We start from the raw sequence: 26,968 nt of genomic DNA, 5'->3' as shown, positions 1-26,968 counted from the left end.
TGAGTTCCTGTCGAACCCATTAATAGCTGAAAATAAAATTCTGAAGAACTGCCCACTGTGCACGTTGCGGGGCCTGCTGCGTGACGGCTTGCAAACGCTGCAACTCATTGGTAATCTGACCGTCTGCCCCCAGCGCCCACATCCGGGCCATTTTATCCTGAACATCCGGCGTCCAAATATACGCCGCGACCCCCATCTGATGCGCAGCGAGAATGAACTGCTGACTCGCCGAAATCTGTTGAAACGAGTAGAAGTCCGCCGGTACCGACTGCGGTGAGACCCAATTAAACGGCAGAATATAGCCCACTTTCAGCCGAGGCATCTCCCGTCTGAGTTGTGCGACGACCCGATAGTCCAGGGAATGGACGATGGCGTGATCGCGCAGCAACCGTTGACCATACTGGTGCGCGAATCGCCTGACCATCCCCGCCGAATCCTGCGGCGTGGTCTTGAGTTCAACCATCAACGGCTGGTGTAAACGTTCAGCGGTCGCCAGATACGCAGGCCACCCCGCCAAGCGCGCGGATTGCCCGTTCTCGTGGAGTGTCAGCCCAGTTAGCTGCCGCGACGTCAACTGGTGAGGCGTGACGTTGCGGCCCGCTAACGCCGCTAAATTCTCGTCGTGGAGCACGACCCACTGGTGGTCCTTGGTCTCGTGCAAATCCATTTCCACGTAACTCGGGTGCTCGCCGGTCACTTGCTTCAAGGCCCCAATGGTATTCTGCACGCCCCGCGCGTGATCCACGCCCCGATGACTGATGGTCGTGGTCCGTGAAAATTGTGGCGCTTGCGTCAGCGTCTGCTGCACGACCGTACCCAAGAGTAAGAGACACAGACCGCCGCCAATCAGTGACCCGCGTCGCGACTGCCGACCATGATTGCGTCCGGATAAGTCGGGCTGACCATACCAACTCCACACCAGCGTCAAGGCGCCCAGAATGCTGACGAAAACGAAGGTCAACAGGACAATGACTAGGGAAATGGTCAACACCCACCGCGTCCCCAGTAGGCTACCATGGCGGTCATACTGTTGATTTAGCCAGACCAGGCCGACACCCAGGCCGCGCCAGAGCACCGTCAATCCACCACAAATGAGCAGGCCACTTAGCATCTGTCCTATTGAGCCGGGATGGTCGATCCTAGGTGTCAACCGATGGAAGTGCCGCGGGCCCCATAACAACAGGTATCCCGCCAGCAATACGTATAGGATGCCGGCGGTCACGACGACCGGTCGGCGATGGAGTGAGACAAAGTTCACGACACTGGCCGCCAACGGTACCCGAACCAAGACCCGACTGCTCAAGCCCCATAGCCCTAACGGTAGCGCCAGAAGTCCCACGATGAGGACGACGGCTAACCACGCCCACTTGTGGTGCCACACGAGCCGCCAGCTGGTCACCCAATCCGGGGACGTCGGCTGACCGTACAGTCGGGCCACCTGCATGAGTTGCCCGGCCGCCATCATCAGTAAGGCAAGGCTGGTGACGACTAGCGCCACCGACCAACCGGGACGCCCACTCAGCCAGCGCACGGCAGCAAATAAGCCGGCAAGCACTTCCCAACCCAGCAAGAGCCCCGGGGCACCGAGACCCTGTCGCCAGCTTCGTCTTAAACGGTGTCCAAAAGTTTGTCCCCTCATGTGCGTTCTAACCTCCCAGTTCAACGACTCGTGAAAATAAAAAAGAGACCATGACTTCCGTCACAGCCTCGATTCCTAAAACTATCCGTGTTACTTCGGCTTGTAAGTTGAAGCCGCCGAGTTATCATCTAACGGAATGAAGTCGTAAGCCAATTCATTTTGATACTTAAATTCGTCACGTGCCAAGTCAATCAACCGGTCGATTAAGTCGGCATAGCTAATCCCGGACGCTTGCCACAGTTGTGGGTACAAGCTAATGTTGGTGAACCCTGGTAACGTGTTGACCTCGCCAACGTACGGGACGCCATCTTGGGAGACCAGATAATCGATCCGAGCCATCCCCTTCAAACCTAATGCGGCGTAAGTCCGTAATCCCATCGTCGTGATTTCCGTCGTCAGTTCGGCTGGTAGTTCAACCGGGACTTCGAAGGTCACGCCACTGGCATCGACGAACTTATTGTTGTAGTCGTAGAACACATCGGATTCTGGCACCCGGATGGCCCCCAATTTGGACGCTTGCGGGTGTTCGTTCCCCAAAATGGAAATTTCGACTTCCTCTGGTCCGGCAATCGTTTCTTCCACTAGTATCTTGAAGTCATAACGGAAGGCATCCGCGATACCGTCGTTAAATTCTTGTTCGTTACCAGCTTTGTGAATGCCGACTGAAGAGCCTTGGTTGGCAGGCTTGATGAAGACGTTAGTCCCCAACTTTTCTTGAACCGTGGCGTAATCGTACTCGTCACGGTTTTCCGGCGTGATGACCACGTACTTCGTGTTCCGAATGCCATGGGTCGTCAGAACCTGCTTCGTCATATCCTTATCAAAGGCCGTCGCTGATGCCAAGACGCCACTCCCCACGAAAGGCTTTTTCAGTAAGCGGAAAAGCCCCTGGATCGTACCGTCTTCACCCAAGTTACCATGAATGATTGGGAAGAAAACATCAATATCCTTTGCTTGGGATAAATTCCAAATGGGTGCCAATGGGTTCGTAGCGTCTACTTGGGCTTGTTCTTCAGCAGCCACCGCTGCCTCGTCTTCACCGTCGAACACGCGCCGAGAAGCGGCATCGCTCAGAACAAAGCCGTCACGCGTCAATAAGAATAAACTGACGTCGTAACGCGTCTTGTCCATGGCATCATAAATGTTGTGGGCTGAACGCTTAGAAACATCATGTTCCGAAGAATTACCACCGAATAATAGACCTACGTGTAATTTTGCTTTTGTATCCATTTTGTCACTCATCCTATCGTATATATTTCGGTTAGCCTTCAGTATACCATTTCTCTAAAAAATTGAATATCTTTTCAGCCTAAAAAATCGATAGTTGAGTTTAAATATTTTTTGAGCTGGGGACTGGCATCCTTGCGCAGGCGTAAGGCGTCTGACAGCCGCTTACGGTTGAAGAACTGATTCCATCCCGCCAGATTATCCGGCCGTCGGTGCCGTGCTACCGTCTGCCGCCACTGCTTGAGGGCGTTGAGGAGCGTCGCCTCATAGAGCGAATGGCGATTGGTCAGCGTGACAAAGTACGCGGCCATCCGGTCATTTTCCCCATAAATCAGCGGCGTGGTTAGCCGCTTCAACCGTTCAATCAGCGTCAACAGTAAGAAGAGCTTGTCGGCTCGCGGTAGGTCATCCGTCTCGGACAACACCACCAGCAGGTCAATAATGGCCGCGTACGCGTGGGCCCAGCCCTGTTGGTTCACAAAGCCCCGCGTATCCGTCTCCAGGCAAATGTAGGTGGCTACCTGATTCACCAGATGCTGGTAGTCCAACTTCCTCTGGAGCTCGTTTTCGACCGCAAAATGCAACGCAACAGCTAACATCGACGCCGAACTGGCCCGGCCAAAGACCGCGGCGTTGGTTGGCTCCAGAATGTGGGCAAATAACGTGGCGTCTCGGCTGAGAAAGTTAATCAGCGTGACTTGTTCGTTGGCGTCCAGCGCATTCTGCTGTAGCGCGTCATAAATGGTGAAATTCACCCCGTTGTACCGAATGTCTGGATCGGGCGAGGCCAGGTGACTCAGTAAAAAATCGAGGTCCTGCAGGGGCAGATACAGGGAATGGTTCTGGTTGAGCTCATCACGCAGTTCCATCAGGTATTCGGTGATCCCGTCCTGATCATCGGGTAGCGTAACGGGCGTTCGCCGATGCCGGTGAATGCCGTCCATCAGCTGGCCCAACCGTGGCCCCAGAGACTGAAACACCGTCCCACTCTTTAATTCTTGATTTAAGGCCGCCAGCTGTCGCTGCAACTCCCCGATCTGTTCATCCATACGTGACCCTCCAATAATTTTCCGCTCGTCTGCGGTCTACCGTGCCTGTTGACTCATTAGGACTCGACCTTCCCGGTATTGATCACCGGTTGGGAGCCCCGCTCGTTGATGATGGAAACCATCATGTTGTTGATTAACTGTAATTTTTGATTGTCGCTGAGTTCCAGGTCCGTTTCGTTAGCTAGCCGCGTGATGGCACCCTCGGTAATCGAGACGGCCCCTTCCACGATGATCTTCCGTGCGGACAGAATAGCTTGCGATTGTTGCCGTTGTAGCATCGCTGACGCAATCTCAGTCGCGTAGGCCAAGTGCGTCAGGCGAGTTTCAATGATCTTTACCCCCGCGACATCCAACCGTTCCTGCAGCTCCTCCGTCAAGTGATTGGAGACCTCTGTCGGATTGCTCCGCAGGGTCAGTGCCTCACCATCGCCAAAGTTATCGTAGGCGTATTCCGAGGCCACGTGCCGAATGGCCGATTCGCTTTGAATTTCCACGAATTGCTCATAATCTTCCACCGAGAACAACGCCTTGCTGGTATCGACCACTTTAAAGACGATCACCGCGGCAATCTCCACGGGGTTCCCTTGCAGGTCGTTAACTTTCAAAATGGCGCTGTTGAAGTTCCGTACCCGTAGCGAGACCGTCGACTTGTTGGTCAGTGGGACGGTCAGATACAGCCCTGCCTCACGAATCGTCCCAATATAGCGTCCAAAGAATGTTAGGACCTTGGACTGGTTGGGGCTAATGATGGTCAAACTGCTAGCCGCCAACGCCGCCAGAATAATGATGATCACCGCCAGTGGTAGCATGATGCCCTCAAAGGCCATCCAGCCACCGACAATAAATAAGGCCAAGACAATCAACAAACCCAAGTAGCCGTTGATGTGAAACACATTCTTTTCGTTCATGTGACTCACTCCATTTCCGAATTACTACCTCCATTATACCCGACTCCCGCGTAAAGGCCTAAGAAACCGGTTGCGACCGTCCATTCACTGGAAGACTAAAAAAACCGGTGCCAGCCGCAAGGGTCAGCACCGGTACTCGTTCATTAAGCTTCTTGAATGTCCACGAACCAAGCAGCGTCCGTGTCCGCACCGTTTAACGCAGCGAAGTCATCGGTCAAGGCCGGGTTAACTGCGGTGACCTTCCCAGAAACTGGGCTAGGAATATCGGAAACCGCCTTGTCAGCTTCAACGCTCAACAGGTTGTCGCCCTTCTTAACGGTGTCCCCAACTGCTGGTAATTTGGCGAATTTAATTGTCCCTAATTCGTCTTGGCCCTCAGTCGTCAAACCGATACGCGTACCGTCATCTACTGCTTTTGTCCAAAAATACTTTACCATTTCAGCCATATTATCTAGTCTCCTCTTTATTTAAATGCGTCGTTACGACTAAACATGTAACTCTTATAATGATACCGCATTGACATGATTAAACCAATCCCAATCAGATTCCCAATCAGGGCTGACCCCCCTTGACTAACAAACGGCAATGGAATACCAGTCAGTGGGAGCAACCCGATGCTCATTCCGACGTTTTCGAATACGTGGAAGAGAATCATCATGATAACCCCAGTTGAGATGTAGGCGTAAAAGACGTTCTTCGTGTCAAACGTCACCCGAATCATTTGATAGATCAACAGGAAGTACAGGAAGATTAAGACACACCCACCGATAAATCCGAAGTTCTCCCCAATCACAGAGAAAATCATATCGGACTCCCGCACGGGCACGTAGACGTGAGAGACGTTGAAGCCGGTCCCAAAGATACCGCCGGAGCCAATCGCCTTCATACTCTGCCATAGCTGATACCCGCTGTTTGAAGTATCCTGTGAGGGATGGAGCCAGGTGTCGACCCGGGAGAATTGATAGGCCTGAAAGCCAATCTTCTCCAGAATCTTTCGCCCAGCATCGGTGGTAACCAACGCCAGCGCAGTGCCGCCGACCCCGCCCACGATCGCAAACGCCGGGGCAATGATCTTCCAGGTAATTCCCGAGACCAGCAGGACCCCCCCCACGATGGCGAAGAACACCAGCATGGTCCCAAAGTCATTTTGCAACTTCAGTAAGACGGCGACAGGCACCGTCCACAGAATCAACTTGCCAATCAACGCCCAGTCCGTACGCATGGTGTGAATGGGATTCAAGCTATTGTGCTCCGTCACCACCCGAGCCAGCATCAAGATGAAGGCCGGCTTCATGACTTCGGATGGCTGGAACGTCAGTCCACCAATGGCAAACCAACTCCGCGCCCCCGTATTCGCATAGTACGCGCGACTGTAAAAAATCAAAACCGCGGCCAACAGGAAGAGCCCCAACCCGTAGAGTAACGGGGCCACTTTCCACAACTGTTCGGAGTCAAACTGCATGATAATAATAATCGCGACCGTCCCAATGACATACCACACCAGCTGAGAGACCACGGCAGACGTGACACTCGTGGCGCTACTATCATGGGTCGCGGCTACGTAGATGGATGCCAGCCCGATCAAGGCCAACATCAAAACGCAGAAGATAATTCCCCAGTCAATCCGGGAATCCGCATCGGTCCGTTGTTCTGTCGCATTCTTTGCCACAATGATTGCTCCTTAATTCAAACTAAGATTTGTCTTAAGTATAAAGGCCGCAGTGAACTTTAACGATCCACTGCGGCCAATTTTACTAAAATTTATTATCCGCGATGAAGGTGGTAGTCCCGCAAGAGCAGCTCAACGCCCTCGTCAACGGTCTTAACGCGATAAACGTCACCATCGTTCAGTTGCGCTTCAAACCGATCTTCATTTGGTTTAACTGTGCCGATCGTGTCTTGCCCAATCTTTAAGATGGACATGGTCGTGCCGTCCGGCAACTTTTGTTCGTCGACCGTCACTTGGACAGATTTTTCTCGTTTACTCATGACAACTCTCCTTTATTTAGTGGGGGAATTTTTATCAAGGCCCATTTCCTTGCGGTAAGCCTGTTCGGCCGCGAAATTACGGCGAAGCGTAAAGTGCTCCGGTACCGGGTCCACGCCACCGCGGACGAAAGGATGGCAACGCAAGATACGCGCCAGCCCCATCAGGCCACCTTTAATGGCACCATGCTTGGCTAACGCCTGAAGCATGTAAGTCGAACAAGTCGGATAATACCGACAGGTTGGTGGAAACAACGGTGAAATGAAGCGCTGATAACCCCGTACCAATTTCGTCAGTAACCACTTCATCGTTGGTTCCTCCTCTTTTAACGCCTAGTTGTTTTCCTTAGCCGTCTTCGTATCCATGTGTTCCAGTAGGACGCCAGCACCCTTGGCCACGTTATCCAGTGGGTCTTCAGAAATGATGACCGGCACCATCAAGCGTTCGGAGAAGAGCTTGTCAATCCCGTCTAGGAGCGCTCCACCACCGGTCAACATGATGCCACGGTCAATGATGTCCGCAGCCAGTTCAGGTGGCGTCGTTTCCAAGACGGCCATGGCAGCGGAGACGATTTGTTCCACGGAATCATGGATGGCCAACTCAACTTCAGCGGCCGTAATGGTCGTTTCGGTTGGCATCCCACTCACGGAATCTCGGCCCCGTACTTCCATCGTCTTGTCTTCGTTACCGGGTTCTGGATAGGCCGTCCCAATCTTAATCTTGATGGTTTCGGCGGTCCGTTCCCCAATGATCAGGTTGTGGTGATGCTTCAGATAGTTCACGATTTCCGTGTTCATCCGGTCACCGGCCACCCGAATGGAGCGGCTAGCCACGATGTCACCCAACGACAGAATGGCAATATCACTGGTCCCACCACCCATGTCAATAACCATGTTACCACTCGGCTTGAAGATGTCCATGCCGGCACCCAGAGCGGCGACCTTGGGTTCGTATTCCAGGTAAACCTTGGCCCCACCAGATTTTTCAGCCGCCTGAATGATGGCCTTACGTTCAATCTCGGTGATATTCGTTGGCGCACAGATCATGATGTTGGGCTTGGATAAGAAGCCCTTAACACTTAATTTATTAATGAAATAGGAGAGCATGGCTTCGGTAATATCGAAATCAGAAATGACGCCATCCTTCAGGGGACGAATTGCGCGGATGTTGCCGGGGGTCCGACCAACCATCCGGTAAGCTTCGGAGCCCACCGCTAATACCTTATCAGTCTTCGTGTCGATTGCGACCACTGATGGTTCATTTAATACGATACCCTTGCCGACCACGTAGATTAAAACGTTCGCGGTCCCCAAATCAATTCCAATGTCTTTCGCCATACTTATGCGTCCTCCTGATTTTTAATGCCAATTTTCAACATTTCATTATACCATAATCTTCACTAACTCTAAATGCTTTCTCGCGGATGCCGGGGAACTAAAGCAATTGTTAACATTCCCAGCCCGACCGTTTCCGCGATAAATAAAAAGGTGGCCACAAGTGCCACCCAAAATAAGTTCTAATTTTTAACGTGCGCGTTCTTTAAGACCACCGTATCGTCTTCTGGGAAATCAACCCGTTTAACTTCGGCACCTAAGGCCGTCAACTTCTTGTGGAAGTCGTAGTAGCCTCGGTCCAAGTACTTCAGGTTAGTCACCTGCGTGTACCCGTCGGCAACCAAACCTGCCAGCACTAACGCAGCAGCGGCTCGTAAGTCCGTAGCGGCCACTTCAGCCCCGTTGAAGTCGGTTGGCCCGTGCATCACAACCGTCCGGCCATTGATTTGGAATTGTGCATTCATCCGCCGTAACTCTTCCAGATGCATGAAGCGATTCTCAAACACGGTCTCCGTCATGGTACTAGTTCCCTCAGCAGCCAACTGCAAGATGGTCATCTGCGGCTGCATATCCGTTGGAAAGCCTGGATACGGGAGCGTCTTAACATCCGTTGGCCGTAACTTTTCTGGTCCAATGACCCGAATACCCCCGGGCTCTTCAGTCACGCGCACACCCATTTCTTGTAATTTGGAAATGAGGGGCTTGTTATGTTCAACAATGCCATCCTTGATGAGGACATTGCCTTGCGTCAGCGCCGCAGCAACCATAAAGGTCCCCGCTTCGATCCGGTCCTGAACCACATTGTGTTCGGTCCCGTGCATTTTTTCAACGCCATCGATCCGCAACGTTTCCGTCCCGGCACCCCGTACATGAGCCCCCATCTTATTCAAGACATTAGCGAGGTCCACGATTTCAGGTTCACGGGCAACATTATCAATCACGGTCGTCCCCTGCGCCAGGCAGGCGGCCATCATGATATTTTGCGTCGCACCAACACTTGGGAAATCTAAGTAGATGTGACTTCCCTTCAGCTGATCGGCAAAGGCTTCAATGTAGCCATCGTGTTGTTCAATCCGGGCGCCCAAGGCTTCGAGGCCCTTCAAATGCAGGTCAATTGGTCGCGTTCCAATCGCACAACCACCAGGCAACGCCACGCGGGCATGGCCCAAGCGTGCCAACAGTGGCCCCATCACAACGATAGACGCGCGCATCTTGGAAACGTATTCAAATGGTGCTTCACTAGAAACTTGGTGGGTCGCATCGATCGTGATCTCACGTTGTTTTTCGTTAAAATCAACCCGCAAGTTCAGGAATCGAAGAACCTTATTCATCGTATAAACATCAGACAAAACTGGAACATTTGCTAAGTGGGTGAGTCCATCTTGGCCCAGAATTGAGGCTGCCAGAATTGGCAAAACCGCATTCTTTGCCCCTTCGATATTTACCTCACCAGTTAAGCGGTTCCCACCATGAACAATAATTTTTTCCATGGGATACCTCCAAAAGAATTTTCGGGCTTGCCTATAGTAAATAGCCCAGATTACGAACATTATTGATGAAGTCTAGAAAGAACGAGCTGCAGCCGTACCCTATTGCAACCGATAACATGACGATTACAACCCGTGCTTGACGTGGGTACACCGACATTAGCCGTTCGATGTGCAACGCTGAAATCGCCCAGAACGCGAGGGCGATGAACGTTAAATGACTAATAATCGTTAAAATTCCCTGCAACCCAATAAGTTTCATTAACTCAATCCTTTCTAAACATTCTCACCAACTATAGCATAATTTTTCGTCCTTGTCCTTGAAATTCCGCCGAATTCGCCGTTTGTAATATTACATTTGGCTTTATTAACAATTATAACTGAACAAACTATAAGATATTCAAAAGATTACCCGCAACAATGGCACTAGTCTTCCAAAAGTACAGAGTAAACGGTTGACAGCCCCATCATCAATGGTTCTCCCACTGACTCAGTCATCGTCAAACGCGAACTTTCTCGCGCTGCGAGATAGACCAATCGTTCTAAAACCGATTAATCCCCTCCGGCGCCTAGATTGCCTAGGAAGACCAGTTTCCCCATAACGAAAAAAGACCATTCCCGTTAGTGAGAATGGTCTTTCTTAAAATGCAGTTATTGTGCTTAATGGTTGGCGACGTTAATTCGGTTGATGGCCCGCCGCAAAGCGACTTCTGCCCGCGCCAAGGTGTCAGCGTCATGTTCATCTTGGGCCTTTTTAATGGCCGCCTGAGCACGATCCCGAGCACTTTCGGCACGACCGACGTCAATATCGTCTTGACGTTCCGCACTGTCGGCAACAATAGTGGCCACATTATCGGAGAATTCGAGGAAACCACCGTTAACGGCAACTTCATCTTCTTCACCATCATGTTTGATCCGGACCTCATCCACTTCTAGAGAAGAAATGACGGGTACGTGATTGGGCATAATCCCGAGTTGACCCAGCTTAGTCTTAATGACCAAGAGATCACCATCGTGGTCATAGACCCGGCCATCTGGGGTTACGATACTAACGGATAATACTGATTGATTATCAGCCAATTAGAATCCCTCCCTAGTTGTTGGCAACGGCAGCGTTCATTTGCTTAGCCTTTTCGACGGCATCTTCGATAGCTCCACAGTTCCGGAAAGCATCTTCTGGTAGGTCATCGTACTTACCAGCTAAGATTTCCTTGAAACTCCGGATGGTATCGGACAACTTCACGTACTTCCCATCCATACCCGTAAACTGTGAAGCCACGGAGAATGGTTGTGACAGGAAGAATTGAATCCGCCGAGCACGGTTAACAATCGTTTGTTCTTCTTCGGAAAGTTCATCCATCCCCAAGATAGAGATGATATCTTGCAATTCGTGGTACCGTTGCAAGACGTGTTGAACTTCCGTGGCAACGTCGTAGTGTTCTTGACCGATGATTTCAGGGGCCAAGGCAGTTGACGTTGAAGCCAATGGGTCCACGGCTGGATAAATCCCTTGTTGCGTCAAAGCACGTTCCAAGTTAGTCGTGGCATCCAAGTGGGCGAAAGTCGTGGCTGGAGCAGGGTCGGTATAGTCATCGGCAGGCACGTAAACGGCTTGGATCGAGGTGATTGACCCCTTCTTCGTTGACGTAATCCGTTCCTGTAACTGACCCATTTCAGTAGCCAACGTTGGTTGGTAACCAACGGCTGAAGGAATCCGACCCAACAGGGCAGAAACTTCAGAACCGGCTTGCGTGAACCGGAAGATGTTATCGATGAAGAGCAGCACATCTTGGCCCTTAACATCACGGAAGTATTCCGCAATCGTCAAACCAGTCAGGGCAACCCGCATCCGGGCACCAGGAGGTTCGTTCATCTGACCATAAACCATGGCCGTTTGCTTCAGAACTCCGGAGCCTTTCATTTCCCAGTACATATCGTTACCTTCACGAGTCCGTTCACCAACACCGGTGAAGACGGAAATCCCGTTATGGCCTTGCGCAATGTTATGAATTAATTCTTGAATTAAAACGGTCTTACCAACACCGGCACCACCGAACAACCCAATCTTCCCACCACGAACGTAAGGTTCGAGCAAGTCAATAACCTTGATACCCGTTTCCAGGATTTCAGTCGTAGGGTTTAATTCGTCATATTTCGGTGCATCACGGTGAATTGGCATCCGTTCTGCGTCTGGTCCAAACTCGGCACCGCCGTCAATTGGGTTCCCCAAAACGTTGAACACCCGACCAAGCGTGTCATCACCAACAGGAACAGAAATCGAAGCCTTTGTGTTTTCGACTTCCATGCCCCGGCGAAGACCATCGGTACCGTCCATGGCAATCGTCCGCATAACCCCGTCACCTAATTCCAAGGCAACTTCGGTTACAAGGATACTACCATCATCTTTTTTGATGTTAAGGGCGGTGTTGATGTCAGGTAATTCATCATTCAGTGGGAATTCAACGTCAACAACAGGTCCGATAACTTGAACAATTTTACCAGCACTCATTATTCGTTAATTCCTCCCGTCATTAATTATTTAAGGCTTCCTGACCACCAGTAATTTCGGTGATTTCAGTGGTAATCGCTGCTTGCCGTGCACGATTATAGTGCAGTTGCAACGTATCAATCAAATCATCCGCATTATCAGTGGCTGATTGCATCGCGTTTGAACTTGATGCGTGTTCGGAAGTCTTCGCGTCCAAGATAGCGCCGTATACCAGGCTCTCTGCGTATTGTGGCAGAACGACTTGTAACACTTCTTCTTCAGAAGGTTCCGTGTCGTATTCAGCCGTTAACGGTGCTGCTTGCGTATCGTTTGCCGCATCAGAGGACAAGGTTTCCTTGTCGACTGGTAACATTTTTTCAGCCCGAAAACGGGACGAAATCCGGTTCACAAAGTGGTTGTAACAAACGAAGAGTTCATCAAACACTTCGTTGTCAAACATCGTGGTAACGGTCTTAACGATCTCCCGAGCTTCGTTAAACTCAGGAACGTCGCTGACCCCACGGTATTCATAAGCCACGTTGATTCCGCGGTTCCGGTAGAAGTCGGCACCGGTACCCCCAACGGCTAACACCATGTAGTCGTCAGGATTGGGTGTCCGTTCTTTGATGAACGTATTGGCTTCGCGGAGCACGCTACTGTTATAGCTTCCCACCATTCCACGATCGGAGGTGATCACTAAATATGCGGTTTTCTTTACTGGACGGTTCGACTGTAGGCTACTTGAGGAATTATCTAACAGATGAGACTGTGAAAGATGCATAACGACAGCCTTAACTTTCGAAACATAGTCTTGGTAGCCGACTGCGTGTTTCTGAATCTTATTTAACTTCGCGGTCGAAACCATGTGCATTGCCGCCGTAATTTGACGGGTTGCTTTCGTGGAATTAATCCGACGTTGAACGTCATGAATTGATTCAGCCATTATTTCTCACCATCCTTCCTTCAAGTAATCTTAATTAGCCGTGTCGGCCTTAGCAGTTGGTTGGAAAGTATCATCGAATTCAGCCACAGCCTTTTCCAGGGCGTCGCCTTCAGGCAAGTTCCCAGTCTTGGTAATGATGTCTTCGATGTCTTGATGGCTGGCGTCCATGTAGTCGAACAATTCGTTTTGGTAACGTAAAACGTCGCCAATTTCGAGTTTGTCCAAGTGACCATGAGTCAACGCAAACAAGATAATAACTTCCTTGGCAACCGGAACGGATTCATGTAAGCCTTGCTTCAAGACTTCCACGGTCCGCGCACCACGGTCTAGTCGAGCCTTGGTTGCGGCATCCAAATCAGAACCGAATTGGGCGAAGGATTCCAGTTCACGGTAGGCAGATAAGTCCAACCGCAACGTCCCGGCAACCTTCTTCATGGCTTTGATCTGGGCGTCACCACCAACCCGGGAAACAGACGTCCCGGCATCCATAGCTGGCCGAATACCAGAATAGAATGAATCACTGTTCAGGAAGATTTGACCATCGGTGATAGAAATAACGTTGGTTGGGATGTAAGCAGAAACGTCCCCAGCCTTGGTTTCAATGACAGGCAACGCCGTCATGGAACCCCCACCGAGTTCATCACTTAACTTAGCAGCCCGTTCCAGCAAACGAGAGTGGGTGTAGAAGATATCACCAGGATATGCTTCACGACCTGGTGCCCGCCGTAAAATCAGAGAAAGTTCACGGTAAGCATCGGCTTGCTTGGTTAAATCATCATAAACAATCAAAACGTGCTTGCCGTTGTGCATGAACTCTTCACCCATGGCAGCACCGGCATATGGCGCGATGTATAACATTGGAGCTGGTTCGGAAGGACTAGCGGTAACGACAATCGTGTAGTCCATAGCGCCGAATTTTTCCAGCGTTGAAACTTGTGCACGCACCGTAGAAGCCTTCTGACCAATCGCAACGTAGATACAGATCATGTTTTGGTCTTTTTGGTTAATGATCGTGTCGATGGCAATAGAGGACTTCCCAGTCTTCCGGTCACCGATGATCAATTCACGCTGACCACGTCCAATTGGAACCAAGGCATCGATGGCTTTAATCCCGGTTTGCAGAGGTTCGTTAACCCCTTGCCGTTCCATAACACCCGGTGCTTTGTGTTCGATTGGCCGCGTCTTGTCCGTGGAAATGTCCCCTTTACCGTCAATTGGCCGGCCCAATGGGTTTACAACCCGACCGATTAATTGATCGCCAACGGGAACTTCCATGATCCGTCCAGTCCGCTTGACAGAGTCGCCTTCAGTGATTCCAGTAAAATCACCCAAGACAACGATACCAACGTCACTGGATTCGAGGTTTTGGACCATCCCATAAACCCCGTTATCAAACAACAGCAACTCACCTTGCAAAGCGTTGTTCAAGCCGTGGGCCCGAGCAACACCGTCACCAACGTAAGTAACCGTACCAGTTTCTTCAACTGAGATTTCATCCTTGTAGCTTTCTAATTGTTGTTTAATTAGAGCACTGATTTCCTCAGCTTTAATGCTCATGAAAGTTTCACCTCTTTATTACCGAATTCGTTATGCTAGCAGTTGCTGCCGTAAACGATTGATTTTTGTTCTTAAGCTACCATCAAGAACCGTGTCAGCGGCTTTAACGATGACCCCACCAATCACAGAAGGATCGACATGACTCGACAAAATAACCTTGTCGGCCCCTACGCGCTTGGCGTAAGACGTCTCGATCTGCGTCTTCTGGTCGTCAGTCAAAGGCACTGCCGTGGTTACTTCAGCGTAAACCGTATGGTTAGCCTCATCATACATGGCTTGGAATTGGTCAACGATATCAACCACGTTGTCCATCCGGCCATAGTCATATACCATTTGAACAAAGTTCTTGATATATGGCGATGCGTCTTTCAGTAACGGTTGCACTAAAGCTTCACGTTCAGCAACCTGCAGGCTAGCGTCTGAGAGCAAAGTGCTCAATTGCGGGTTGTCCTGGAAGATACTTCGAAGTTCTTTGAGCTCTGTGAAGCCTGACTCCAGTTGGTCTTTTTCGGACAACAGTTCAAATAATGCTTTTGCGTAGCGTTTCGCTACAGTTGCCCTATTAAGACTCATGTTGCTTCCCCAACCCTTCGATATAAGAATCAATTAATGCCTTTTGATCGTCAGCTTTCAATTCTCGTTGAATGATCTTGGAAGCAATCTCAATAGATAGGTCCGCCACGTCATTGCGGGCATTGACCAGGGCATCTTGGCGTTCTTGCTCAATGTCCTTTTGGGCATTTTGCTTCAACGTCTGTGCATCTGTTTGAGCTTGAGTCACGATTTGTTCACGTTGTTGTTGACCGTTAGTCTTCGCATCGTTAACAATCGTTTGTGCTTCGGATCGTGAATTAGCTAACGCGGTTTGCCGCTTCTGAACTAAGTCAGCCGCTTCATTCCGTGAGCTTTCAGCGGAGTCGATATCATTGCTGATCTTGTCGGCCCGGTCCTGCATCATCTTAGTTACTGGCTTCCAAGCCAGCACCTTAACGATCCACAGTAACAGTAAGAAACAGGTAACATAGAAAATTGAATCACCGAAGTAAAGCCCTGCGCCAACCACTAAATGTGAGAGCATCTATTGACACCTCCTTCTACTATCAGATATAAACGTCATCGTGTCTAAAACTACTTGTTCATAACCATCAAAGCAACAACGAAGGCAATGATAGGCATAGCTTCAACAAGCCCAACACCGATAAACATGTTCGTCCGTAATTGACCTGAAAGTTCAGGTTGACGGGCCATACCTTCTAGCATTTTGGCGATAATAAGACCGTCACCTACACCACCACCAATAGCGGCTCCGGCCATAGCGATACCAGCTGCAATAGCTCCCATAATCTTTGTTTCCTCCTTAAATTATATAAAGACTTTATTCCTCAACTTCAAGCTTTTGAGAAATGTAAACTGATGACAACGTAACGAAGACGAAGGCCTGAATTGCTCCCAAGAATGCAGAGAATCCTTGCCAAGCCATTTCGAGTGGTACAGCGACTATCATCGTTGCGATGCCATGTGACGCTGCGAGCTTCCAGATTATCCCCAGTAGCATTTCACCAGAGAAGATAACCCCGAAGATACGTAGACCCAACGTTAAGAAGTTTGTGAACTCTTCAAAGATACTGATAATTATCCAGACCTTGAAAGGCTTCAAGTAGTTCTCAAAATGGGTCTTGTAACCCAATTTATTTATCCCTGCAAACTGCGCAAGCATCAACGTCATCAATGAAAAAGTCAACGTCGTGATTGGATCGGACGTAGGACTCCGGACGATGGTGGCACCGTTCGGCATCGCGATATTGAGAAATAATCCCAATTCGTTCGACAGGAACAGGAAGATAAATAAAGTGAAACCGTACAATCCAAACCCACCAATTTCCTTGGTTGGAATGGACCCCTTCAAAATTCCGTTGGTAAAATCAATCAGCCATTCCAAGAAGTTTTGCCCCTTGGTTGGCTTCATGGCCAAATGTCTGGAAGTGAAGAATACCAGGGCAACAACAAGGACAAACACAACAGATGCAGATACAATGTTTGCCGTGCTAAACGTCAATCCCAGAAATTGGAAGGTCGAAACTGGACCATCATTCACCGAATATCACCTCTTTTCAACACTATATGGACGCGGTTTCTCGAAGGCTTCGCCTAACGTTTTCATCAAGCTTTCTTCCGAGAAATGCGGAATAGTGAACGAAGCGAGCGCTCCATTCAAATACACTGGAAATGATACCACCAATTCAGCTAAAAAACAAAACAATTTTTTACAGTCTAAACATTATTCACAACTTGGATAAGCTTAGTGCTGAAAAGGTTCGTAACCGTTTTCACATCCTGTTTGCGCGCGCAAGTAGCCCCAGAAGAATTGCCACTTGTCAAGGAGATTTTCTGTAAATAGGTCCGGTTAAGCCAAGATCCACGATAAACGGCCGCATAAATTCGAGAAAATCCGGTGCAAACGGGGCACCACCCCCATTTCGGAAAATAAATAAGAGACTCAGCCCTAAGCTGAATCTCTTTAAAGTTTACTTCGTCCCAAACAAACGATCACCAGCATCGCCCAAACCAGGTACGATGTAGCCATCTTCGTTCAAGTGATCATCCAAAGCTGCCGCGTAAATATCGACATCCGGATGAGCTTCCCGTAAGGCTTTGACCCCTTCCGGTGCAGATACCAGGCACACGAACTTCATGTTCTTTTCGCTCGCACCCCGCTTGACTAAGGCATCAATCGCCATGATGGCAGAGCCACCAGTCGCCAACATCGGATCAACGATGAAGATCTGGCGTTGATCGATATCGGAAGGCATCTTAACAAAGTATTCATGGGGCTGCAGGGTCTCTTCGTCACGGTACATCCCAATGTGACCGACCTTTGCAGCGGGGATCAACTCTAAGATCCCATCGACCATACCGATACCAGCCCGTAAGATGGGCACAATCGCCACTTTCTTACCGGCCAGTTCTTTGGCGGTCATCTTGGCCACTGGCGTCTCAATAACCTTGTCCTGCAATGGCATATCGCGTGACACTTCGTATGCCATCAGAGTCGAGATTTCGTTGACTACCTCGCGGAAACTGCGGGTACCGCAGTTCTTATTCCGAATAATAGTTAACTTGTGTTGAATCAACGGGTGGTCGAGTACTTGAAACTTCCCCATGAATAAACGCTCCTTTATGATTTCTTACAATTGTACCATTAACTACGCTACCAGAACGGATTAATTTTGAATGAAAACGTTTTTTCAGTAAAATTATGGCAAAGCCGTTAAAGGATGTGCCTGCGTCAAGGCGTGCACCCGGTATTTGACCGATGCCAAAACAGCGTCATCGTTGGGATTTAGGACCGTCTTGACGATTAAATCAGCTACTTCGCGACACTCATCAGCCGTAAAGCCTCGCGTCGTGATGGCCGGCGTGCCCAACCGAATCCCCGATGTCTTGAATGGACTGAGGGTCTCGTTAGGGATGGCTTCCTTGTTGGTGGTAATCATCACACTATCCAGCAATTCTTGTGCCTGCTTACCGTTTAGGTCGGTCGCCGATAGGTCCAGGGTCATCAGGTGATTGTCCGTGCCGCCCGAAACTACCCGCACCGTTGGCAATTGCTTGAATTCATCGGCCATCGCCGCCGCGTTCGTGATGATCTGCCGAGCATAATCGGTGAAGGCCGGTTGAAGATCTTCGAAAAAGGCCGCCGCTTTCCCTGCAATCACGTGCTCCAGTGGTCCCCCCTGCGTCCCAGGGAAGACGGCCGAATTGATCCGCTTGGCATTTTCAGCTTGGGATAGGATCAACCCGCCCCGCGGCCCTCGCAACGTCTTGTGCGTCGTGGTCGTGACCACGTCGGCAATGCCTACGGGGCTCGGATGTAGTCCCGCCGCGACGAGTCCGGCGATGTGGGCCATGTCGACCATCAGATAGGCGCCAACCTCATCGGCAATCGCCCGGAAGGCCTGCCAATCAATCGTCCGCGAGTAAGCGGAGGCCCCGGCCACGATCATCTGCGGCTTCACTTTTAACGCCAAGTCACGAATCATGTCGTAGTCCAGGAGTTCCGTATTGGGATTCAAGCCGTAGCTGTAGGCCTCATACAACTTACCAGAGAAGTTGACCTTGGCGCCGTGGGTTAAATGTCCCCCGGCGTCCAGACCCATCCCCAAGATAGTGTCCCCAGGCTTCAAAAATGCCGCATAGACGGCCTGATTAGCTTGTGACCCGGAGTGAGGCTGGACATTGGCATACTCGGCGTTAAACAGCTTCTTAGCACGGTCAATGGCGAGTTGCTCCACCACGTCGATGTACTGGGTGCCCCCGTAATACCGTTTGCCTGGATAGCCCTCGGCATACTTGTTCGTCAACACAGAGCCCTGGGCGGTGCGTACCGCGTGACTCACGATGTTTTCCGAGGCAATGAGTTCAATGGTATCCTCTTGCCGCTGCTCCTCGTGAGCAATAGCGTCCCATAACGCTGGATCTTGTTCTTTAAAATTCACTGGCGATCCCTCCTGAACTATAGTTGTCACCATTTTACCAAATTTCGCTAGTTTACGGGAGAAGTTTGGCCTATTTATATTTTTATAACGACCGGCACCGTGGGAAGCAGCTACGGGTGACGGCTGGCAAGCGCGACCACGCAAAAAGCGCGACTGCCCCGATCTCTCCGACCGAACGCACCCACGCTCCGCTTAAAATTCATCTTATTTCGTAAAATGTTGTTGCCCGGCCGACTTGTTCAACCGGTTCATGTAGGCCGCACCTAAGCCTTCGGGCGCAAAGCCTTGGGCCAAAATCCCAGTAACCGGTGATTCCAGATCGTAGTGTCGGAGTCCCGCAAATAAGCGGTGACTGGCACTGGCCATATCGGCGCCCAACGAAAAGGCCTCGGTGTTGGCCGGTAACGTCTCGTTAGCCAACGTTCGGTCCAAGGCCATGACGCCGATGGTTCCAGCCTGCTGAGCTGCCCAAGCAAGCGCTGCGGGCCAGTCGGCTTCATCGTCCACAATCGTGACCTGCGCGTCGGGGGCGTAGTGCTTGTACTTCATCCCGGGGGCCTTAGGAATCTCGCCCTTACCCACCTTGTGATGGTTGGATTGCACCGTGCCAATCACGGCCGCCAGCTGTTCCTCGGTCACACCGCCCGGCCGTAAGATGGTCGGGACCGGCGTCGACATATCAAGCACCGTCGACTCCACCCCCACCTTAGTGGGCCCATCGTCTAGAATCCCGGCAATCTTGCCGTTGAGATCGTGGTAGACGTGCTTGGCCAGCGTTGGACTGGGCTTACCGGACGTGTTCGCGGATGGTCCTACCAGTGGTACGCCGGCTGCTTTGATCAGATCCAGTGTGACTTGGTTAGCGGGGTTGCGAAAGGCCGCCGTCTCCAAGCCGCCAGTAACCGCCTTGGATAGCTTACCGGGTTGTAACTTAAAAATGAGAGTCAACGGGCCCGGCCAGAACGCTTTAATCAACGCTTCGGCCTTAGGCGACAACGGCTGAGCGTACTGCTTAACCGTGTCCTCGCCCGTCACGTGAACAATCAGTGGGTTGTCGCTGGGACGGCCTTTGGCCAAGTAAACCTGTTTGACCGCCGCCTCATTGGTAGCATCCGCGCCCAAGCCATAGACGGTCTCCGTGGGGAATGCCACGAGTTGACCGGCTTGAATGGCCGCTGCCGCCTCGTTAATTTGATTTGGTTGAAAAATTTTTGTTTCCATAAAGTCTCTTCTCTCCCATCGCCAAAAAACTAGAGTTGTACGTGGACCATGCGATCGTGACCGTTAATGTCCGCGCGAATCGTCACCGTGGCTGCCGGTAAGGCCGTCTCGAAGATTGCCCTGACCGTAGCGCCCTGTTGGTAACCAATTTCGGCAAAAAATTGGCCGCCTGGCAACAGGTAGGCCGCCAATTCACTGGCAAATCGCTGGTAGAAGGCCAGACCGTGGTGCGCCGCGTACAAGGCCTGTTCCGGCTCATAACGCTTGACAGACGCGTCCATGACCGCCGTCTCCGCCCGATCGATGTAGGGCGGATTCGACACGATCACGTCGAATCGCTGGCCGGTGACCGGCGCAAATAAATCCCCCGTCACCCAATCAACGGGCGCGGCTAACCGCTGAGCATTCGTTCGCGCGACGGCAATAGCGGCCGCCGAAATGTCGCTGGCGGTGACCGTCCAATCCGGGCGTTCGGCCTTTAGCGTCACCGCAATGGCGCCACTACCCGTTCCCACGTCAAGGACGCGTATCGGCGATGGCGTGGTTGCCGCCAAGATCCACCCCACCAATTCCTCCGTTTCCTGACGGGGAATGAGGGTGTCAGGCGTCACGCGGAAGTCGCGACCATAGAAATTAGCCCGACCTAAAACGTACTGCGCCGGTTCACCCGCGGCCACCCGGTCCAGTTGATGCTGAAAGGCCTGGATCTCGGCCACTGGTAACGTCTCGCGATAGTGCAAGACCAATTGGGTAAACGTCCAACCGTGGGCTTCCGTCAGCAGGTATTGCGCCGCACTGGGGTCCTGATTGGCCGCCGTCAACTGGGCCTGACCCTGCCGCAGCGCTGCCAAATAGGTCAATGACTTAGCCATTGTTCTTCAAGTCTTCAAGCTTAGCGGCCTGATCGGACAAGATGAGGGCGTCGATAATATCGTCGAGTTCCCCGTTCATCACGCGGTCTAGCTTGTTCAACGTTAACCCAATCCGGTGATCGGTTACCCGGTTTTGAGGGTAGTTATAGGTCCGAATCCGTTCGGAACGATCCCCGGTTCCCACGGCCGACTTCCGTTCGGCATTGTAGGCACTTTCTTCTTGTTGCTTGTAGTAATCGTAGACCCGCGCCCGCAGAATCTGCATGGCCTTGGCCCGGTTTTGTTGTTGTGACCGTTCGTCTTGCATGGCCACGACGATCCCGGTTGGCAAGTGGGTCATCCGCACGGCAGAAGAGGTCTTGTTGATGTGTTGGCCACCGGCACCAGAGGAACGGTAAACGTCGGTCCGGATGTCTTTGGGATCGATATCAATGTCCACGTCCTCTTCTTCCGGCATCACCCCAACGGTTGCGGTACTCGTGTGCACCCGACCGGCTGATTCGGTAACGGGCACCCGTTGAACCCGGTGCGCGCCGTTTTCATACTTCAGCTTGGAGTAGACCTTGTCACCGGTAATCATCATGACGATTTCTTTAAAGCCCCCGACTTCGGTGGCATTCTCGTCGACAATTTCCGTCTTCCAGCCTTGGCGTTCGGCGTACTTGGAGTACATGCTAAAGAGATCGGCCGCAAATAAGCTGGCTTCATCCCCACCGGCCGCGCCGTGAATTTCCATGATGATGTTCTTGTCATCGTTGGGGTCCTTCGGCAACAGTAAGACCTTGATGTCTTCTTCCAGCTTTTCTTTTTGCTCGTTTAAATCCTTCAGCTCGTCCTTGACCATGGCATCCATGTCATCGTCGAGCTTTTCACGGAGCATCTCGTCGTCATCCTTAATCTGTTGGGTCACGTCTTGATACTGGTGGTACTTGTCGACCGTTTCGCGTAGCTCCCCTTCTTCTTTGGAGAGCGCCATGAAGCGTTGCGTATCCGCAATGACTTCTGGGTCACTGATCAATTCATTCAGCTCATCGTAGCGATCGGCTACGGCTTGGAGCTTATCAAACATTTCGTCCATTCGATTAACCTCGTTTCGTTTTTACATCGTCTATATCTCGTCTAGGGTGATTCAGAGCGTCACAAAAAGTCGTATTGCGCTTGCGCCGCTACATACGACATCCGCTCTCGCTAAGCCAGCTTACCATATCTGACGGCAAGTGCCAGCTCTTTTTGTAAAATACCGGGTCGCGATCCGGTTATTTCCCAATCTGATCCAATGGGGGATTGAAATAGTGGCGCCGGCAAACGGGATAGTAGGCCTCGTTACCGCCGATCTGAACCTGCTCGCCCTCGTACACCGGCCGGCCATCGTGGAACCGTAGATTCATGATGGCCTTCTTGGTGCAGAACCAGCAGATGGTCTTCATTTCCTCAATCTTATCCGCATAGAGTAACAGGTACTTGGATCCTTCGAACAATTCATTCTTAAAATCATTCTTCAACCCAAAGGTCATCACGGGAATCTTCAGATCGTCCACAACCTTGGCCAACTGGAGCACGTGGTCTTTCTTCAAGAACTGCGCCTCGTCAATTAAGACACAGTTGGCGTGCGCGTCAATCCGCTTAATTTCGTCGTACAGGTTGGTCTTTTCGAAGATGGGGTGTGCCTCGCGCTTCAACCCAATGCGACTGGCAATGTATCCCACCTCGTCGCGGGTATCCAGCCCACTCGTCATGATAATGACCCGCTTGTGTTGTTCCTCATAGTTATGGGCGACCTTCAAGATTTCAATGGTCTTCCCACTATTCATTGCACCGTACCGAAAAAATAGCTGCGCCACGTTATTCCCACCTTTTTGACAGTTTCCATCTATTATAGCTGATTCCCTAGGAAAATTCGACCGTGACGCCGCCAAAGTTCTTGGGATTTTGTCAAAGTTAGGGCATAGTTCTCCCCTAAACGTTGAAAAAATGCTAAAATTAAGGCTTGAATATTAAGGAACCCGACATTAAAAAATTTGTCGCGATTAAGGAGCGAAATATCCATGTCATTAAGAAGCGGCTTTGCCACCTTCGCGGGGAAATCCTCTTACTGGTTTCTCCACACGTTTCTTCACGGGGGCAGTTCTCTGCCCGGGAAGATTACGCTGAAGCTGGACCCCAACATTTTACGGACGCTGGGCGCGAAATACGATGTCATCGTCATTACCGGGACCAACGGCAAGACGCTGACCACCGCACTCACGGTCTCCGTTCTCCATCAAAAATACCCGGCAATTCTAACCAATCCCACCGGTTCCAACATGGAACAAGGGATCGTGACGACCTTTCTGAATGCTAAGCATCCTAAGACGGGGCGGCCCTTAGCCGTCCTCGAGGTCGACGAGGCCAACGTGATCAAGGTCACCCAATACATCGAACCCAAGGCCTTCGTCTTCACCAACATCTTCCGGGATCAGATGGACCGCTACGGCGAAATCTATACGACTTACCAGAAGATTCTCGACGGGGTGGCCCTAGCGCCAAACGCCACGATCATCGCCAATGGAGATTCACCCATCTTCCACTCCAAGGAACTGCCGAACCCCATCGAATATTACGGTTTTGATGACCAGCCCGATCAGGACTTGAAGGCTAAACCCAACACGGATGGCGTGCTGTGTCCCGTCTGTGAGCATATTCTCCACTACCATTCCCTGACCTACAGCAACCAAGGCAAGTACTTCTGCCCGAACTGTGGCTTCGAACGGCCAGAACTCACCTACCGTTTAACCAAGTTAGGCGAGCAAACGCCGACCTCCTCCGAATTTGCGGTGGATGGTCACGACTTTAAGATCGGTGTTGGGGGGACCTACAACATCTACAATGCACTGGCCGCGTATGCGGTGGGTCGTTTCATGGGTGTAGCGCCCGCCCAGATTGCGCGTGCCTTTACCGGCAATCAGCAGGTCTTTGGCCGCCAAGAGGTCATCGACGTGGACGGTAAGCAGGTCACGATTATTCTGGTCAAGAATCCCGTGGGACTGGACCAAGTGCTCCATATGATCGGCACCGATAAGCAGAAGTTCTCACTGGTTGGCCTGCTAAATGCCAACTACGCCGACGGAATCGACACCAGTTGGATCTGGGACGGTGACTTCGAGCAGCTGGCCAAACGGGACATTCCGACGGTGATCACCGGGGGCGAGCGCTACAAGGACATCACCTTCCGGCTCAAGGTCGCTGGTATTCCGGACGACCGCCACATCGTGGAACCCGATTTGGAAAAAGTCGTCGCGGAGATCAAGAAGGTCCCTACCGAACGGGTCTACGTGCTGGCCACCTACACCGCGATGCTCCAGATGCGAAAAATCCTAGCCACTAAGGGCTACATCAAGGAGGGATTGGGCGTATGACTTACGAATTAAACGTGGCACACCTCTACGGTAACCTGATGAACACGTACGGAGATGTTGGTAACATTCTCGCGCTGAACCACTATGCCAAACAAATGGATGTGCACTTAAACGTTAAGATTGTCAGCCTGGAGGAAGATTTCCAAGCGGCCGATTACGACCTCGCTTTCTTCGGCGGTGGTCAAGACTTTGAACAGACCATTGTTTCTCAGGATATTCAGACTAAGAAGGCCGAACTCACTAAGTTCATCGAATCCGGTGGGCCCCTTCTGGCTATCTGTGGCGGCTTCCAACTCCTCGGTCACTACTATATTGGGGCCGATGGCGAAAAGCTACCTGGGATCGGTGCGCTAGACCACTACACGTTGGCCCAGGACCACAATCGGTTCATCGGCGACATCGTGATCAAGAACCAAGAGACCGGTGAAACCTACCACGGCTTCGAAAACCATCAAGGGTTGACCTATCTAGGCAAGGATGAACGGCCGCTGGGCAACGTGGTCAGCGGCAAGGGCAATAACGGTGAAGACGGGACGGAAGGCGCCATCTACAAGAACGTCTACTGCTCCTACTTCCACGGCCCGATTCTGACCCGTAACGGCGAAATCGCCAAGCATTTGCTGGTCGCCGCTTTGAAGCGCAAGTTTCCGAACGACGATTTCAGTCAACAGGAAGCTCTGCCGATTCCGGCAACGTTCTAAAACCATTAAAGCTGGCTTGAATCCCTCTTTTGAGGCGGTTCAAGCCAGCTTTTTTACTTACTAACTGAAGGTTGAAGGCTAGAAAACAGCTAGAACTCTTAGTGTGACAAGGATAACGCCCAGTATAATAGCGGACGTTCTGGATCAACTTACAGCGCGGGACGTGTTTGGAGATTGGCGAATTCTGCCAGGCTTCAAACCGAACCGGCAAACCGCTTCTCAGGTTATTTCTCAGCCAAGTACGTACCAATCACGGCGTTGCGCTGGTCCAGATACGGCAGGTTCGGGGCGACCGGGTGGACCCGATTCGACAGGAACACCATGGCTTGCTTAGCCGCCTGATCAATCACCAAGTAAGTGCCCGTGAACCCGGAATGCCAGATGACTCGGTGGCTAACCGGCCACTGTGAAGCGGTCAGTGCCCAACCCAGTGACCGATTGGCTCGCCTACCAAGCGTCCAATCCACCGTCAAGCGGTTCACCCAAGTTGGCGGCAAGATCCCCGCCACCTTTTCGGGATACAGGTAGGCCTGACAGAACGTGGCGAGGTCCCGCGCCGTACTGAAGAGGCCGGCCGAACCACAGCGCCGTTGGAGCACGTAGCCCTTGGGATCGTGCACCGCGCCGCGAATCAGCCCGCGCTCACGGGTCACGGCCGTGGGTACGCAATCCAGCGGGTTCTGCGGTGTAAAGGTGCTGTGACTCATGCCCAACGGCGTCAGTACGCGCTTCTGGACGGCCATCTGGATGGGTTCGCCCAGAATCCGCTCCACAATCCACCCCATGAAGATGTAATTGACGTCGGCGTAGACCATTTTACGGTTAAACGTCGGCCCCACGTGGAGTTTGAGCAAGGCTGCCGCCAAATCCGGGGCAGCCAACTGATTACGATTGGGAATATAACCCACAATCCCCGAGGTATGGGTCAGCAAATGACGAACCGTCACGCGCCGGTCCTGCCAGTCAGGAAGCCAATCGCTGAGCGAATCAGTCAGGCGCAACCGCCCCTGTGCCAACAGCTGGAGGGTAACGCTTAGGGTTCCCACGACCTTGGTCAGTGAGGCCACGTCATACACCATCCCCGGTCGTAAGGCCTCCGAGTGAGGCACCAACGCTGCTTGCCCCATCTCGCCGGTCTCCACCCGATCCTGGTCGATAAAGGCATAGCTCACGCCGGGCACAATGCCATCGGTGATTAGGCGCCGTAACGCCGCTTTCGTTTGTGGATACGTCATTTCTACCGCCTCAACTTTCTCTCCATCCCATTCTACCCCGGAATCCGGGTGGCTGACTACTGGATTGCCAAAGTTTCGGCATCAATAGATGATGTCATCCGCCTTCGGCTGCCAGAAATTACGCCTGCTGTGGGGAGCGGAGAAAGCCACAGTGCGGTCTTTCTCCTCACCTTGAAGCCGAAAATTCACGTCTCCAAGGTCGTCCAGTGAAGTAACCTGACTCAGACAGCTAACTTCACACGCACAGCTGGCTCCATTCCCGGCCTCCTGCGGCTAGCAGGCATATAAGCCGTGAGTGAGCCAAATCTAGGCTCAGTCGGGGCATGCGGGGCTGATGGTTCATCAGCCCCGCATGGGCGCCTTGAAAACGCTGGTCTTTGGCGGTTTCAAGCGAGGGCCAAGACCGCTCCTCAGGCTTGGACCGATCCT

Annotated in this window: 28 protein-coding genes; 2 read left to right on the top strand and 26 right to left on the bottom strand. The window is 51.7% G+C overall.

Annotated elements, in window-relative coordinates; translation table 11 throughout:
• Positions 1-19: 19 nt before the first annotated feature.
• The 25 genes from KB236_02040 to KB236_01920 all read right to left on the bottom strand — a co-directional run bounded on the left by KB236_02040 (position 20) and on the right by KB236_01920 (position 23,049).
• Positions 20-1,639 (bottom strand): glycerophosphodiester phosphodiesterase, encoded by a 1,620-nt coding sequence (locus tag KB236_02040; GenBank protein UIF29559.1) that lies wholly within the window; start codon positions 1,637-1,639, stop codon positions 20-22.
• A gap of 90 nt (positions 1,640-1,729) precedes the next feature.
• The gene (locus KB236_02035; protein ID UIF29558.1) at positions 1,730-2,869 is read right to left on the bottom strand and encodes a D-alanine--D-alanine ligase; all 1,140 of its coding nucleotides are present in this window, start codon (positions 2,867-2,869) and stop codon (positions 1,730-1,732) included.
• Between the two features lie 74 nt (positions 2,870-2,943).
• Positions 2,944-3,915 (bottom strand): DUF2785 domain-containing protein, encoded by a 972-nt coding sequence (locus KB236_02030; protein UIF29557.1) that lies wholly within the window; start codon positions 3,913-3,915, stop codon positions 2,944-2,946.
• Between the two features lie 56 nt (positions 3,916-3,971).
• On the bottom strand, positions 3,972-4,823 hold the full coding sequence (locus KB236_02025) for an SPFH domain-containing protein (protein UIF29556.1): 852 nt from the start codon (positions 4,821-4,823) through the stop codon (positions 3,972-3,974).
• Positions 4,824-4,966: 143 nt separating this feature from the next.
• Positions 4,967-5,269: a glycine cleavage system protein H gene (locus tag KB236_02020; GenBank protein UIF29555.1), complete on the bottom strand. Its 303-nt coding sequence runs from the start codon at positions 5,267-5,269 to the stop codon at positions 4,967-4,969.
• Between the two features lie 17 nt (positions 5,270-5,286).
• Positions 5,287-6,492, bottom strand: a complete 1,206-nt coding sequence (locus tag KB236_02015) for an FtsW/RodA/SpoVE family cell cycle protein (protein UIF29554.1) — start codon at positions 6,490-6,492, stop codon at positions 5,287-5,289.
• Between the two features lie 95 nt (positions 6,493-6,587).
• On the bottom strand, positions 6,588-6,812 hold the full coding sequence (locus KB236_02010; protein ID UIF29553.1) for a DUF2969 domain-containing protein: 225 nt from the start codon (positions 6,810-6,812) through the stop codon (positions 6,588-6,590).
• A gap of 12 nt (positions 6,813-6,824) precedes the next feature.
• Positions 6,825-7,118, bottom strand: coding sequence for a membrane protein insertion efficiency factor YidD (yidD, locus tag KB236_02005; GenBank protein ID UIF29552.1), 294 nt, complete (start codon positions 7,116-7,118; stop codon positions 6,825-6,827).
• Positions 7,119-7,142: 24 nt separating this feature from the next.
• Entirely contained in the window at positions 7,143-8,147 is a 1,005-nt protein-coding gene (locus KB236_02000) for a rod shape-determining protein (protein ID UIF29551.1), read from the bottom strand.
• Between the two features lie 179 nt (positions 8,148-8,326).
• Positions 8,327-9,634 carry a UDP-N-acetylglucosamine 1-carboxyvinyltransferase gene (murA, locus tag KB236_01995; GenBank protein UIF29550.1) on the bottom strand — a complete coding sequence of 436 codons (1,308 nt, stop codon included), beginning with the start codon at positions 9,632-9,634 and terminating at the stop codon, positions 8,327-8,329.
• Between the two features lie 31 nt (positions 9,635-9,665).
• A complete protein-coding gene (locus KB236_01990; GenBank protein ID UIF29549.1) occupies positions 9,666-9,893 on the bottom strand; it encodes a DUF1146 family protein in 228 nt (75 codons plus the stop codon).
• A 398-nt stretch (positions 9,894-10,291) separates the two neighbouring features.
• Positions 10,292-10,711 (bottom strand): F0F1 ATP synthase subunit epsilon, encoded by a 420-nt coding sequence (locus KB236_01985; GenBank protein UIF29548.1) that lies wholly within the window; start codon positions 10,709-10,711, stop codon positions 10,292-10,294.
• A gap of 13 nt (positions 10,712-10,724) precedes the next feature.
• Positions 10,725-12,140, bottom strand: coding sequence for a F0F1 ATP synthase subunit beta (atpD, locus tag KB236_01980; protein ID UIF29547.1), 1,416 nt, complete (start codon positions 12,138-12,140; stop codon positions 10,725-10,727).
• A gap of 22 nt (positions 12,141-12,162) precedes the next feature.
• Positions 12,163-13,062: a F0F1 ATP synthase subunit gamma gene (locus tag KB236_01975; protein ID UIF29546.1), complete on the bottom strand. Its 900-nt coding sequence runs from the start codon at positions 13,060-13,062 to the stop codon at positions 12,163-12,165.
• 30 nt (positions 13,063-13,092) lie between these two features.
• The gene (gene atpA, locus KB236_01970; GenBank protein UIF29545.1) at positions 13,093-14,619 is read right to left on the bottom strand and encodes a F0F1 ATP synthase subunit alpha; all 1,527 of its coding nucleotides are present in this window, start codon (positions 14,617-14,619) and stop codon (positions 13,093-13,095) included.
• A gap of 30 nt (positions 14,620-14,649) precedes the next feature.
• Positions 14,650-15,192, bottom strand: coding sequence for a F0F1 ATP synthase subunit delta (locus KB236_01965; protein ID UIF29544.1), 543 nt, complete (start codon positions 15,190-15,192; stop codon positions 14,650-14,652).
• Positions 15,182-15,697, bottom strand: a complete 516-nt coding sequence (atpF, locus tag KB236_01960; GenBank protein UIF29543.1) for a F0F1 ATP synthase subunit B — start codon at positions 15,695-15,697, stop codon at positions 15,182-15,184. The genes KB236_01965 and atpF overlap by 11 nt, the downstream gene beginning before the upstream one ends.
• Positions 15,698-15,747: 50 nt before the next feature.
• Positions 15,748-15,960, bottom strand: coding sequence for a F0F1 ATP synthase subunit C (gene atpE, locus KB236_01955; protein UIF29542.1), 213 nt, complete (start codon positions 15,958-15,960; stop codon positions 15,748-15,750).
• 34 nt (positions 15,961-15,994) lie between these two features.
• Positions 15,995-16,714, bottom strand: a complete 720-nt coding sequence (atpB, locus tag KB236_01950) for a F0F1 ATP synthase subunit A (protein UIF29541.1) — start codon at positions 16,712-16,714, stop codon at positions 15,995-15,997.
• Positions 16,715-17,144: 430 nt separating this feature from the next.
• A complete protein-coding gene (gene upp / locus KB236_01945) occupies positions 17,145-17,780 on the bottom strand; it encodes a uracil phosphoribosyltransferase (protein UIF29540.1) in 636 nt (211 codons plus the stop codon).
• A gap of 93 nt (positions 17,781-17,873) precedes the next feature.
• Positions 17,874-19,148 (bottom strand): serine hydroxymethyltransferase, encoded by a 1,275-nt coding sequence (locus tag KB236_01940; protein UIF29539.1) that lies wholly within the window; start codon positions 19,146-19,148, stop codon positions 17,874-17,876.
• Positions 19,149-19,319: 171 nt separating this feature from the next.
• Positions 19,320-20,336 carry a threonylcarbamoyl-AMP synthase gene (locus KB236_01935; GenBank protein ID UIF29538.1) on the bottom strand — a complete coding sequence of 339 codons (1,017 nt, stop codon included), beginning with the start codon at positions 20,334-20,336 and terminating at the stop codon, positions 19,320-19,322.
• Between the two features lie 29 nt (positions 20,337-20,365).
• Entirely contained in the window at positions 20,366-21,208 is an 843-nt protein-coding gene (gene prmC, locus KB236_01930; protein ID UIF29537.1) for a peptide chain release factor N(5)-glutamine methyltransferase, read from the bottom strand.
• On the bottom strand, positions 21,201-22,286 hold the full coding sequence (gene prfA, locus KB236_01925; protein ID UIF29536.1) for a peptide chain release factor 1: 1,086 nt from the start codon (positions 22,284-22,286) through the stop codon (positions 21,201-21,203). Before prfA ends, prmC begins: the two co-directional genes overlap by 8 nt.
• A gap of 178 nt (positions 22,287-22,464) precedes the next feature.
• Positions 22,465-23,049: a thymidine kinase gene (locus KB236_01920; GenBank protein ID UIF29535.1), complete on the bottom strand. Its 585-nt coding sequence runs from the start codon at positions 23,047-23,049 to the stop codon at positions 22,465-22,467.
• Positions 23,050-23,253: 204 nt separating this feature from the next.
• Between KB236_01920 and KB236_01915 the strand changes: the two genes are divergently transcribed.
• Positions 23,254-24,603 (top strand): Mur ligase family protein, encoded by a 1,350-nt coding sequence (locus KB236_01915; GenBank protein ID UIF29534.1) that lies wholly within the window; start codon positions 23,254-23,256, stop codon positions 24,601-24,603.
• The gene (locus KB236_01910; GenBank protein ID UIF29533.1) at positions 24,600-25,304 is read left to right on the top strand and encodes a glutamine amidotransferase; all 705 of its coding nucleotides are present in this window, start codon (positions 24,600-24,602) and stop codon (positions 25,302-25,304) included. Before KB236_01915 ends, KB236_01910 begins: the two co-directional genes overlap by 4 nt.
• A gap of 224 nt (positions 25,305-25,528) precedes the next feature.
• Here the strand turns inward: KB236_01910 and KB236_01905 are convergent, their stop codons facing one another.
• Positions 25,529-26,539 (bottom strand): beta-lactamase family protein, encoded by a 1,011-nt coding sequence (locus tag KB236_01905; protein UIF29532.1) that lies wholly within the window; start codon positions 26,537-26,539, stop codon positions 25,529-25,531.
• Positions 26,540-26,968: the final 429 nt, after the last annotated feature.

This window comes from Levilactobacillus brevis (genome assembly GCA_021383565.1).
GTDB classification, from domain to species: domain Bacteria; phylum Bacillota; class Bacilli; order Lactobacillales; family Lactobacillaceae; genus Levilactobacillus; species Levilactobacillus brevis_B.
This window is presented reverse-complemented; position numbering and strand designations above follow the sequence as displayed.

Excerpts from the sequence above, each read along its gene's own strand:
- KB236_01910 (UIF29533.1), top strand. The coding sequence starts at position 24,600 with ATGACTTACGAATTAAACGTGGCACACCTCTACGGTAACCTGATGAAC.
- atpE (UIF29542.1), bottom strand. The coding sequence starts at position 15,960 with ATGGGAGCTATTGCAGCTGGTATCGCTATGGCCGGAGCCGCTATTGGT.
- KB236_02010 (UIF29553.1), bottom strand. The coding sequence starts at position 6,812 with ATGAGTAAACGAGAAAAATCTGTCCAAGTGACGGTCGACGAACAAAAG.
- KB236_01915 (UIF29534.1), top strand. The coding sequence starts at position 23,254 with ATGTCATTAAGAAGCGGCTTTGCCACCTTCGCGGGGAAATCCTCTTAC.
- atpA (UIF29545.1), bottom strand. The coding sequence starts at position 14,619 with ATGAGCATTAAAGCTGAGGAAATCAGTGCTCTAATTAAACAACAATTA.
- KB236_01905 (UIF29532.1), bottom strand. The coding sequence starts at position 26,539 with ATGACGTATCCACAAACGAAAGCGGCGTTACGGCGCCTAATCACCGAT.
- atpD (UIF29547.1), bottom strand. The coding sequence starts at position 12,140 with ATGAGTGCTGGTAAAATTGTTCAAGTTATCGGACCTGTTGTTGACGTT.
- KB236_01935 (UIF29538.1), bottom strand. The coding sequence starts at position 20,336 with ATGGAAACAAAAATTTTTCAACCAAATCAAATTAACGAGGCGGCAGCG.
- atpF (UIF29543.1), bottom strand. The coding sequence starts at position 15,697 with ATGCTCTCACATTTAGTGGTTGGCGCAGGGCTTTACTTCGGTGATTCA.
- KB236_01940 (UIF29539.1), bottom strand. The coding sequence starts at position 19,148 with ATGGTGACAACTATAGTTCAGGAGGGATCGCCAGTGAATTTTAAAGAA.
- KB236_02030 (UIF29557.1), bottom strand. The coding sequence starts at position 3,915 with ATGGATGAACAGATCGGGGAGTTGCAGCGACAGCTGGCGGCCTTAAAT.
- KB236_02000 (UIF29551.1), bottom strand. The coding sequence starts at position 8,147 with ATGGCGAAAGACATTGGAATTGATTTGGGGACCGCGAACGTTTTAATC.
- KB236_02040 (UIF29559.1), bottom strand. The coding sequence starts at position 1,639 with ATGAGGGGACAAACTTTTGGACACCGTTTAAGACGAAGCTGGCGACAG.
- KB236_02035 (UIF29558.1), bottom strand. The coding sequence starts at position 2,869 with ATGGATACAAAAGCAAAATTACACGTAGGTCTATTATTCGGTGGTAAT.
- KB236_01965 (UIF29544.1), bottom strand. The coding sequence starts at position 15,192 with ATGAGTCTTAATAGGGCAACTGTAGCGAAACGCTACGCAAAAGCATTA.
- KB236_02025 (UIF29556.1), bottom strand. The coding sequence starts at position 4,823 with ATGAACGAAAAGAATGTGTTTCACATCAACGGCTACTTGGGTTTGTTG.
- yidD (UIF29552.1), bottom strand. The coding sequence starts at position 7,118 with ATGAAGTGGTTACTGACGAAATTGGTACGGGGTTATCAGCGCTTCATT.
- KB236_01990 (UIF29549.1), bottom strand. The coding sequence starts at position 9,893 with ATGAAACTTATTGGGTTGCAGGGAATTTTAACGATTATTAGTCATTTA.
- KB236_02020 (UIF29555.1), bottom strand. The coding sequence starts at position 5,269 with ATGGCTGAAATGGTAAAGTATTTTTGGACAAAAGCAGTAGATGACGGT.
- KB236_01975 (UIF29546.1), bottom strand. The coding sequence starts at position 13,062 with ATGGCTGAATCAATTCATGACGTTCAACGTCGGATTAATTCCACGAAA.
- murA (UIF29550.1), bottom strand. The coding sequence starts at position 9,634 with ATGGAAAAAATTATTGTTCATGGTGGGAACCGCTTAACTGGTGAGGTA.
- prfA (UIF29536.1), bottom strand. The coding sequence starts at position 22,286 with ATGGACGAAATGTTTGATAAGCTCCAAGCCGTAGCCGATCGCTACGAT.
- prmC (UIF29537.1), bottom strand. The coding sequence starts at position 21,208 with ATGGCTAAGTCATTGACCTATTTGGCAGCGCTGCGGCAGGGTCAGGCC.
- upp (UIF29540.1), bottom strand. The coding sequence starts at position 17,780 with ATGGGGAAGTTTCAAGTACTCGACCACCCGTTGATTCAACACAAGTTA.